We start from the raw sequence: 5736 nt of genomic DNA on the forward strand, positions 1-5736 counted from the left end.
GCCCTTGACCGATGCGGCGGTCGTATGTCTACAGTGGGGAGCCCTCACGGGCCCGCACAGCCGCAGGGCGCCCCTCCTGGGAGCGCCGCCGCCAGCGTTGTCGATCTCCACCTCACGCACACGAGCGCGATCCCCCGCGCGCGCCGAGAGGAGCCGATCTTGACATCGCTCGACGCTGCCCCCACGTCCATCGGACGCGAACCGTCCCCCGGACAATCCCCCGTCATGACCCTGCTGGTGGTCATCGCGACCATCGGCATCCTGGTCTACTCAGCATTCCTGCTCGACCCCCAGAACCGCGGGGACGTCATCCCGTACGTCCTTGTCATCTCCGCCGAATCGGTCCTGGTGTTCCACGCGCTCCTGTCGATGTGGACCATCCTCGCCGGCGGGCAGAATCCCCGGGACTTCGCGTACTACCGAGCGCGGGACTCCCTGTTCGGGCGCTCTTCACGAGGCGACCGGACCCAATGGCCGCTGCAGCTCGACGGCCGCCGGGTGAACGTGGATGTGTTCATCACCACCTACGGCGAGGACCTCGCCGTGATCCGCCGCACGGTCACCGCCGCCATCGCCATGCAAGGCCGCCACCGCACGTGGGTGCTGGACGATGGTCGCAGCGACGAGGTGCGCGATCTCGCCACCGAGTTGGGCGCACGCTACGTGCGCCGGCTCAGTTCCGGGGGCGCGAAGGCCGGGAACGTCAACCACGCGCTCACGCTCGCGAAGGGCGACTACTTCGCGATCTTCGACGCCGACTTCATCCCCGACCCCACCTTCCTGCTCGAGACCGTCCCGTTCTTCGTGGACGAGCAGGTCGCGTTCGTGCAGACGCCGCAGACGTACGGCAACCTGCACACCACCATCGCCATCGGCGCCGGCTACATGCAGTCGGTGTTCTACAAGTTCGTGCAGCCCGGACGGAACCGCTTCAACGCGGCGTTCTGCGTGGGCACCAACGTCATCTTCCGGCGCAGCGCGGTCGACTCCGTCGGCGGCATGTACACGGACTCGAAGTCCGAGGACGTCTGGACGTCGCTCATGCTCCACGAGGCGGGATGGCGCACCATCTTCATCCCCACCGTGCTCGCGGTGGGTGACGCCCCCGACACCGTCGAGGCGTACGCGAAGCAGCAGCTGAGGTGGGCCACCGGCGGCTTCGAGATCCTCCTCTCGCACAACCCGCTGAGCCCCCGCCGGAGGCTCACCGCGGACCAGCGCATCCAGTACCTGGTGACCGCCACGTTCTACCTCACGGGGATCACGCCGCTGCTGCTTCTCCTGGTGCCGCCGCTCGAGATCTACTTCGACCTGCGGCCTATGGCGCTGTCCATCTCGGTGGGCACCTGGTTCCTGTACTACGCGGGCTTCTACCTGATGCAGATCGGACTCGCGTGGTTCACGCTGGGCTCGTTCAAGTGGCAGACGCTGACACTCGCCACCGTGTCCTTCCCCATCTACCTCAAGGCGTTCATCAACGCGCTCACCCAGCGCGACGTGGGCTGGCAGGCCACGGGGTCCACCCAGGCGCGCTCGCCGTTCAACTTCATCGTCCCGCAGGTGCTGTTCTTCGTGTTCCTGGCGCTCACCTCGGTGGTGGCGGTGTGGCGCGACTGGGAGAACGGGATCGTCACACTCGCGACCGCGTGGAACGTCACCAACACCGTGATCCTGGCCGCGTTCCTGCTCGCCGCACGCCGCGAGGCGAGGGCCATCAGGAACGGCCGGTCGCTCTCGCCGCCCCCCACCCCGCTGCCCGAGGCCCCCGAGGAGCCGGCGCTCGTGGTGGCGCGGCCCGCGCCGGTCGAGGTGCCCGAAGCTGCGGCACCGGCGCGCTCCCCGCGGCGCAATCCGGCGCCCGACATGGCAGACGCCATGGGCACCCTCGCGGGAGAGCCCACGCGAGCATCGTCCCGCGGCAAGGCGCCGCATCCGTTCACACCCGTCACCGCCCCGGCCACGCGCCGCCACAGAAGGGAGATGTCCTGATGACCTGGACCAACCGCTTCAAGATGTTCTTCGGGATCATCGCCGTGCTGCTGATCGTCGCCGCCGCCACCCTGGTGTTCAATCAGCGCCAGACCCACGTGCTCAGCTCCTCGGCGCAGATCGCTGCGGAGCGCTACGACGTGGGCACCGACTACGGCGGCCTGGTGCTCGAGCGCTACGTGGACGAGGGCGACACCGTGACCGCGGGTCAGCGCCTGTACGACATCGAAAGCCTGACGCTCAGCCGCGATCTCGAGCAGGGGCTCGTGACCGATGACAGCAGCACGATCGCAGGAGACGGAACCCTCGTGGTCCGCGCCTCGGTCGACGGCACGGTCACGGACCTGACCGTGGACGCCGGGGGCTACGCGAGCTCCGGCGGCGTGGTCGCGACCATCGATCGCGAGGGCACCCTGTTCGCCGAGGCGGAGTTCATCCTCAGCCCGCGCGACTTCGGCCGCATCACGGACGATGCGGCGGTCGAGCTGCGGCTGCCCGACGGCCGCCAGCTGGCCGGCGTGGTCTCGGAGATCTCCGTCGAGACCGTCGACGGCGACGCGCACGTCACGGCTCGCATCGACTCCGAGCAGCTGGTGCAGGGCGACGCGAACGGGCTCATCGCGCCCGGCACACCGCTCGAGGCCACGCTGCTGCTGCGCGACGACGGCCCGCTGGCCGGCGTGACCGATGCGCTGGGTGATCTGGCTCGCAAGGTGGGGCTGTGAGGGCGGCCGGGATGGCGATCGCGGCATGCGCGCTGCTGACTCTGGTCGCGTGCGACGGGTCGGGAGATCCGCCGGAGGGCGGCGGCTCGGACGCGGTGGCCGCGATCACCACCGCCCCGCGCGAGGGCGGCCCCGACGCGTCGATCCTGCCCGCCGCGGCGGGCACGGAGCTGCCGATGCGCCTCGCCGAGGACGTGGTGCCGCCCACGAACCGCTGGTACTCGTCGTTGGCGTTCGGCGACACCGGGCTGCCCGTGTTCCCCAAGCCGCTCTCGTTCCAGATGGTCGACGGCGGATTCGCCGCCGGACTCACGCGGCCGGTGGCGAGCGAGAACGCGATCCTGGCTCCTGCGGCCGCGGACGTGACGGTCCAGGTGTCAGGCGCGCCTGGCTTCGGCGAGGTGATCGAGGCGACACCGGTGGCCGTCACCGTGGGGCTGGGCCCCGTGGACCTCACGGTCGCGCAGGGGGTGCCCGCCGTGGGCATGACCTCCGCGGGAGGCGCCCAGGCGACGCTCTCGGTGGCCTTCGCTCCGCAGGACTCGGAGGGCCTCGCCACCGCCATCGTGGGAGAGACCACCTACGGCCTGAAGATCGATCGGGGCAGCGTCGACGGCGCGGCCCTCGCCCTGGACCCCGGAGGCTCGGCGCAACTGTTCGCCGTGCCCGAGGGCGGCACCGTCGAGTCGTTCGCCGCCGCGCTGGGTGCGGTCCCGCGCGGCGCGGACGCCGGCTACGCGCTGGGCGATGCCGCCACCACCTCCGTCACGTACGGCGAGGAGCCCACCGTGGTCGCCGTGCCCGCGGCGCGCGCGGACGCGCTCGACTGCACGCTGGGGACCTACGCGACCATCGACGGCACCTACGCGGTGTGCGAGGCGGCGTCCGTGTCGTGGGACGTGCCGCTGGTGGAGCCAACCTCCTCGCTCGACCTCGACGACATCACAGGCCCCGAGCGCGAGGCGATCGTGGCGGCCCTCCAGGCCGACGCATCGTCCCTCCCCGAGCTTCCCGCGGACACGTACTTCGGCTCGAAGGCGCTGTACCGGATCGCGAACCTGGTGCAGGTGGCGGACGCCCTCGACCAGCCGGCGCTGGCGGAGGACCTCCAGGCCGTGCTCGCCGAGCAGCTGCGGATGTGGGGAGACCCCGATGGCTGCGCCACTCGCGCTGAGCGCTGCTTCACGTACGACGGCGAGCTGGCCGGCGTGGTGGGGCTCGCCACCGCCTTCGGCTCCGAGGAGTTCAACGACCACCACTTCCACTACGGATACCTGCTCTACGCGGCCGCCGTGGCCGGCGCGAGGGATCCGGACCTGGCGGGGGAGATCGGGCCGGTCCTGGACCTGGTGGCCGAGGACATCGCGGCGCCCGGCACGTCCGACGCCTTCCCCGTCCGCCGCGCCTTCGACCCTGTCGAGGGCCACTCGTGGGCATCCGGCATCAGTCCGTTCGCCGACGGCAACAACCAGGAGTCCAGTTCCGAGGCAGTGCTCGCCTACAACGGCGTCGCGCTGTGGGCTGACCTCCGTGGTGACGAGGCGTTGGCCACGTCCGCGCGCTGGATGCTCGCCGCCGAGGCCGAGGCCTCGACGCGGCTCTGGCTCGCTCCGGACCTCAGCGGCTTCGAGGCGTTCGCGCACCAGATCGTCGCGATCGAGTGGGGAGCCAAGCGGGACTACGCGACCTGGTTCAGTGCGGACCCCGCGGCCATGCTTGGGATCCAGATCATCCCGGGGCAGCCGGCCGCCGTGGGCTATCTGTCCTCGGTACCCGCCGAGCGCATCGTCGCTTCCGTCGAGGCCGCATGGCCGGACGCACGGCCGGACCAGTTCGCCGACTACCTGCTCATGTACCAGGCGCTTGCCGGCGACGAGGCGCGCGCCGCGGCGTGGACGGCGGCGGTGGACCTGCCGGACGATGCGATCGACGACGGAACCTCCCGCACCTGGCTGCTCGCCTGGATCGCCGCGGCGGGCTGACGTGGCGTGAGGGCCGCCGGGTGCCAGTTGGCCGCCGGTGGCCCTCACCAGCGGGTGCCAGACGGTGGGAGAATCCGGGGGTGACCCCTTCGATCGACCGCCGCGGCCTGCTGTTCGGGGCGTCCGCGTACTTCGTCTGGGGCCTGTTTCCCATCTTCATGGCGGCGCTGGAGCCTGCCGGCGCGCTGGAGATCGTGGCCTGGCGGTCCATCTCCTCTCTCCTGGTGTGCGCCGCGATCGTGCCGTTCCTGCACGGCTGGTCGCGCATCGTCACCGTGGTGAAGGACCGTCGGGTGCTGCTCCGACTCTCGCTGGCCTCCGCGGTCATCGCCATCAACTGGGGCGTGATGGTCTACGCGGTGGTGACGGACCGCGTCGCATCGACCTCGCTCGGCTACTACATCAACCCGCTCATCACGGTCGCGCTGGGCGTGCTGCTGCTGGGCGAACGCCTGCGACGGCTGCAGCTGGTCGCGATCGTGGTCGCGGCCGTGGCGGTCCTGGTGCTGGCGGTCGAGATGGGCGGGGTGCCGTGGATCTCGCTGGTGCTCGCGTTCAGCTTCGCGACGTACTCGTTCATCAAGAAGACCGTGGGCCACAAGGTCGACGCGCTCACGGGGCTGAGCGTGGAGACGGCCGTGCAGCTGCCGGTCGCGATCGGCGTGCTCGCGTGGATCGGGGCGAGCGGGCAGGCCACCCTGTTCGCGCGCGGCGCCGAGGGACTGGGCGGGTGGCACGATGCGCTGATGCTCACCACCGGCACCTGGACCGCCGGCGCGCTGCTGCTGTTCGCCGCGGGCGCTCGCCGGCTGCCGCTCAACATCTCGGGGCTGCTGCAGTACATCGCGCCCACCATGACGTTCGCGCTCGCGGTCTGGTACTTCCACGAACCGATGCCGGCGGGGCGGTGGGCCGGCTTCGCGCTGGTGTGGGTGGCGTTGGTGCTCATCACGGTCGACTCGTGGCGCGCGCGGTCGCGGGTGCGGGATCCGCTCGCGGCGCAGTCCGGAACGGTGACGGAGCCGGTCTAGGGGTTCTGC

At 70.9% G+C, this 5736-nt stretch carries 4 protein-coding genes; all 4 read left to right on the plus strand.

Annotated elements, in window-relative coordinates:
• Positions 1–225: 225 nt before the first annotated feature.
• The 4 genes from Q0L54_RS10050 (at position 226) to rarD (ending at position 5727) form a co-directional block, all read left to right on the plus strand.
• Complete coding sequence (locus Q0L54_RS10050; RefSeq protein WP_296667764.1) at positions 226–1989, plus strand: glycosyltransferase; 1764 nt, start codon at positions 226–228, stop codon at positions 1987–1989.
• Positions 1989–2714 carry an HlyD family efflux transporter periplasmic adaptor subunit gene (locus Q0L54_RS10055; RefSeq protein WP_296667765.1) on the plus strand — a complete coding sequence of 242 codons (726 nt, stop codon included), beginning with the start codon at positions 1989–1991 and terminating at the stop codon, positions 2712–2714. The genes Q0L54_RS10050 and Q0L54_RS10055 overlap by 1 nt, the downstream gene beginning before the upstream one ends.
• Positions 2711–4696: a glycosyl hydrolase gene (locus Q0L54_RS10060; RefSeq protein ID WP_296667767.1), complete on the plus strand. Its 1986-nt coding sequence runs from the start codon at positions 2711–2713 to the stop codon at positions 4694–4696. The genes Q0L54_RS10055 and Q0L54_RS10060 overlap by 4 nt, the downstream gene beginning before the upstream one ends.
• Positions 4697–4776: 80 nt before the next feature.
• Positions 4777–5727 carry an EamA family transporter RarD gene (gene rarD, locus Q0L54_RS10065; RefSeq protein ID WP_296667769.1) on the plus strand — a complete coding sequence of 317 codons (951 nt, stop codon included), beginning with the start codon at positions 4777–4779 and terminating at the stop codon, positions 5725–5727.
• Positions 5728–5736 lie beyond the last annotated feature (9 nt).

Source organism: Demequina sp. (assembly GCF_024642165.1).
In the GTDB taxonomy this organism is placed as follows: domain Bacteria; phylum Actinomycetota; class Actinomycetes; order Actinomycetales; family Demequinaceae; genus Demequina.

Excerpts from the sequence above, each read along its gene's own strand:
- Q0L54_RS10050 (WP_296667764.1), top strand. The coding sequence starts at position 226 with ATGACCCTGCTGGTGGTCATCGCGACCATCGGCATCCTGGTCTACTCA.
- Q0L54_RS10055 (WP_296667765.1), top strand. The coding sequence starts at position 1,989 with ATGACCTGGACCAACCGCTTCAAGATGTTCTTCGGGATCATCGCCGTG.